At 42.5% G+C, this 4,243-nt stretch carries 6 protein-coding genes; 3 read left to right on the forward strand and 3 right to left on the reverse strand.

Annotation, left to right across the window (positions count from 1 at the left end; translation table 11 throughout):
• Positions 1-438 (forward strand): YdcF family protein (locus tag AC1DUA_RS26120; protein WP_477502549.1); only part of this gene is annotated, 438 nt, incomplete at its 5' end.
• Between the two features lie 50 nt (positions 439-488).
• Positions 489-1,295, forward strand: coding sequence for a class I SAM-dependent methyltransferase (locus AC1DUA_RS26125; RefSeq protein ID WP_477502550.1), 807 nt, complete (start codon positions 489-491; stop codon positions 1,293-1,295).
• A 216-nt stretch (positions 1,296-1,511) separates the two neighbouring features.
• Here the strand turns inward: AC1DUA_RS26125 and AC1DUA_RS26130 are convergent, their stop codons facing one another.
• Together AC1DUA_RS26130 and AC1DUA_RS26135 are read right to left on the reverse strand one after the other, a co-directional pair.
• A complete protein-coding gene (locus tag AC1DUA_RS26130; RefSeq protein ID WP_477502551.1) occupies positions 1,512-1,988 on the reverse strand; it encodes a GyrI-like domain-containing protein in 477 nt (158 codons plus the stop codon).
• Between the two features lie 63 nt (positions 1,989-2,051).
• Complete coding sequence (locus tag AC1DUA_RS26135; RefSeq protein ID WP_477502552.1) at positions 2,052-2,531, reverse strand: hypothetical protein; 480 nt, start codon at positions 2,529-2,531, stop codon at positions 2,052-2,054.
• 145 nt (positions 2,532-2,676) lie between these two features.
• Here AC1DUA_RS26135 and AC1DUA_RS26140 point away from each other — a divergent pair, with 145 nt between their 5' ends.
• A complete protein-coding gene (locus tag AC1DUA_RS26140; protein ID WP_477502553.1) occupies positions 2,677-3,645 on the forward strand; it encodes a helix-turn-helix transcriptional regulator in 969 nt (322 codons plus the stop codon).
• A gap of 235 nt (positions 3,646-3,880) precedes the next feature.
• On the opposite strand, the gene AC1DUA_RS26145 is transcribed toward AC1DUA_RS26140, so the two are convergent.
• On the reverse strand, positions 3,881-4,243 hold a 363-nt coding region (locus AC1DUA_RS26145; RefSeq protein ID WP_477502554.1), incomplete at its 5' end, for a DUF1796 family putative cysteine peptidase.

A 4,243-nucleotide genomic window follows, 5' to 3' on the forward strand; every position in this document is an offset into this window, starting at 1 on the left:
GTAGAACTCTATAAAGCGGGGCGTGCAACTACAATTATTATGTCCGGTGGAACTTCAAAGATTCCTGAAGCCCACGTAATGAGAGACACAGCAATACAAAGCGGTGTTAAAGAGTCAGATATTTGGATAGAGGATAAGTCAACAAATACGAAAGAAAATGTTATTAACACAAGAGAGATGATTGATGAGCTTTTCGGATTAAGAAATACCCGAAGAATATTGCTAGTTACAAATTACTTTCATTTAAGACGGTGTTATCTTAGTATGAAGACCTTTATGCCAGATTGGATTGCGTACAGTCTCTGCGGGGTTTTGGACAGTAATACACGTCCAGATAATTGGTGGACTAATGAAAAAGGACAAATAAGGGTGCTTAATGAAGTTGAACGATTAATTCAATATACAAAAGTAAAAGAAATAATAGATTATCGCGTGTAGGTTGGTTATCGGATTGAATTTATTGAATCTTATTTGGGGAGTGTGTCTGCATGAACAAGAATTCTGTTTATGGAACAACAAGCATTATAGGCGGTGGTGAGGTTGGCGCCATCTCAGTTGACATGGATAAGAAGGTAGTTCATGAAACAAACAGCTTATTTTGGGACATAAAGGGAAATGACGTTTTAGGAGCAACCTCACTTCCGCTATATGGTGCATTTGTCTCAGAAGAAAAATGCCAGCTTTTTGGCGATGTCTCAGGAAAAAAGTTGCTGGAAATAGGCTGTGGAAGCGGTCAATCTTTGCAATATCTGGGGGAACACAAAGCTTCTGAACTTTGGGGTATGGATATATCAGAAAACCAACTCGAAAAGACAAAGCAACTTTTGACGGAGTGCGGTCTTTCAGCAAAATTAATCTGTTCTCCCATGGAAGAAGAATGTGGCATACCAGAGGATTATTTTGACTTTGTTTATTCGGTTTATGCAATAGGCTGGACAACTGACCTAGAGGGTACCTTTCGCAGGATTGCTTCTTACCTAAAAAAAGATGGTGTATTTATTTTCAGCTGGTCCCACCCTATACACAAATGTGTTGCTATAGAAAATAATATGCTTGTTTTCAAAAAAACTTATTTCGATGAATCTTGGTATTCGCTATCACTTGGCGGCAGTACGCTAACATTATCGGATCGTAAACTATCAACCTATGTGAATGCGTTGGCAAAAGCGGGATTTGTAATTGAGCAAATGATTGAGCAATCAGATGAAGAAATTATGCAATCACATAACAGCGATTTTGCAAAAAAAGCAAAGATGCTTCCTGTAACTTTTGTAATCAAGGCAAGAAAACTATAGAAGAATAATAGTATAATGAACCATAAAAGGCTGCCGCGTGCGGCCTTTTGTGCTAAAGGGCAGTAAAGCATGGAAAGTCCCGAAATCCGAGACCTTACAGAGTTGCGTGAATTAGAAATTTTTGAACAAGAACGATAGTTGAATATAAAGCAACAGGCAGCCGACTAAGTGATGGCTGCCTGTTTTACTATTTATTAAATTACGTTCCGAATACCCTTATTTTTTAACCACAGGCACCCAGAATTCGCCGTAGAAAGTACCGTCGCCGCTATCTTTGCGATAAGTCGCATTTGGACCACCAATGTAAGCATAATCCGTGATTTGGGGCAAGACTTCGCCAAAAGCACGGTAAGTCAGCTGATCAAACAAAGTTTCCTTGTCGCCATCTCCTGCGACCACGATGTACTCGCTCTCTGGAAACTCAATGAAGCGCGTTGCGTCAGCCACTGATTTGCCAGCCTCTACCGCGAAATAATTCCACGGTTTTCCTTGATAAACCTCATTAACTGACCATTCGCGATCATCTTTTGCGGCGTTTTTGAGCTTGTTAAAACGGCCGTCAGCCTTGAGTTTGTCCCAAAACTCGGTCTTTTCTTTTTGCATAGCTGGCATGTCTTGAAAATTCGACTGGATTGAGAACCCATAAGCGGTCAATGTGAATGATTTTTTGTGTTGAAGCGTGTAAGCTGCCATGTGAGTGCTCCTTTTATTCGATATAACTTTCTGTTTTTTTGATTTAGTCAAATTTGACAAGGATTAGTTTTCGACTTTGTTTACACGAAACCACATTTCACCGTAGAATTCACCTGTTTCATTTTCTTTAACGAACGTTGAATTACCAGGACCAACATATTTGTATTCGGTGATTTCTTGGATCAGGCCGCCGAAAACTTTGCCTGTAATTTCGTCAGCAAGCCGGTCTTTGTCAGCGCCTGTCCCAGGCACGACAAGGTAATCGCCAGCGAGGAAATCGAGGACGACTGCGCCTTCCACGTTGAACTCACCCATTACGCCGAAGCCGCGCCAAGGCTTGTGGTCGAGGTTGTAGTTGATTTGATACTCCTGCCCGTCAGCGAGTGCGAGAAGCTCAGCAAGCTTGCCGTTCTCAGTGATTTCAGCTTTTTTTGTTGCGGTTTTTGCTGCATTACCTCCCCAATCGTTGTAGTCATCAAATGTAACACCGAAAGCAGTCATTTTGTAGTTTTCTGAGATTGTTTTGATAGAGTAGTTAGACATTTTGTTCTCTCCTTTGTGGAATTTATTCTTTACAAGACTGATTCTATTTCCCAAATGTATCAAAAATTGATACCTTTTATTGAAAAATGAAAATGTATATCGTCCGTGCTGACATTTTCTGCTACATGTTTGATATAATAAAATCATGAAAAAAACAGAACGAGTGAACCTGATCATGCGTTACATCAATAACCGCGCGCATTTTACGATTGCCGAGATTCAGCGAGAGTTCAGGATTTCCCGCGCGACGGCGATCCGCGACATAAACGAGATTCAGGCGATGGGTTTTCCCCTGACGTCCGAACTTGGGCGCGGTGGCGGATACTATGTCCTGCAGAATCAATATCTGCCCGCGGCCCGCTTCACGCCAGAAGAGCTGAAGGCGATCTTTATCAGCTTTATTGCCTCGAAAAATTCGCAACTGCCTTATCTGCATAATCGCCGCTCAATCACTGAAAAACTAATCGGTATCGCGTCGCAAACCCAGCAAGATGAGCTGATCGAGCTGAATAATATCTTGCTTTTCGAAAATACAAATCCCGCCAATCCGAATCTTTTGGAGCTCGATGATGCGGCGCCCGCGGAGCTAAACCAGCTGATTTCACTTGCTGTGCGGGATAAACATTTGCGCGTGACTTATGAGCTGAGTCTTGGCTGGCCGCAGTTGCTGGACGTTTTTTTGCTGCATATATTTAACTCGAATGCTCAGTGGCTGGTCGAGGTTTATGATTTTGATACGGATGAGTTTCGTTATTTGCCTGTTGAGATGCTGCGGGATTCGGCAATTTCTGAGCAAAAGATGAAGTGGTCTGAACAAGAGATTTTAAACAAGAAACTGCTTCGTGCACGTGAATCCAACCTTGTTGTGAAACTTGATTCGATTGGGATTCAGCGCTTTAAACGCATGCACCCTCCTGGGATAATTTTGTCCTTAACTGGGATGTTTCAATCGAGCGGGATTTTTAATGTTCAGTTGGATGTGACCGATGTTGAGGCGCTGGTGTATTATGCAGATTGGCTTTTGTTTTTGGGGAAAGGGGTCGAGTTTGAGCGAATTCCTGATGAACTGCGTGTGATTTTTGAAGAGCGTTTAGCCACTTTAAGATTCTCTTGAGTCTTATCTGAAATTTTTGTTCGACAAAGACGGCGAGTTAGAGGTGGATTCTTCGTAACAATTCGCTCATACGAGAGGGCATGCGAATAATATTGAATACATTTGAGGAACATGATATGGATAGCTATGTAGGATTAGTTCAGGCTCCCGGAGCATAAGTTACTTCATCCAACCATCTAACGAACTAACCTGTGAACGACTCTGGGGAGCCCGACGCGGGAATGCAGGGTTAATTTCAACGAAGGGAAGAAGCTTTCAACTTGAAGCCGTTCATACACGAATCCCAAGCTGGGTTAAATCCTCTCCAGTCTTCTCCTTTCGGTAGAAGCACCGAGCTAATTCCACCTAGCCCCCAATCCTCGTAAATCACGCCTTGGCTACCTGTCTCGTGGTTATTCACGATCAGCAGGTGGAACTTTCCATGCATCTGCCTTTTTAATGCTGCGTGTAGCTCCTGAGCTTCCTTTCTTTTACAATTGGTTCGAACAAAAAGAATGGGTTGACCTTGAATAGTTTTCAAAAACCGATCTTTGCGTCGATTGAGCTTTTGTTTAAACTCGGGATAAGCATCCCGCCAACGCTCCGCAGTGAGATAAAG

The sequence above is a fragment of the Paenibacillus sp. 01T422 genome, assembly GCF_056398785.1.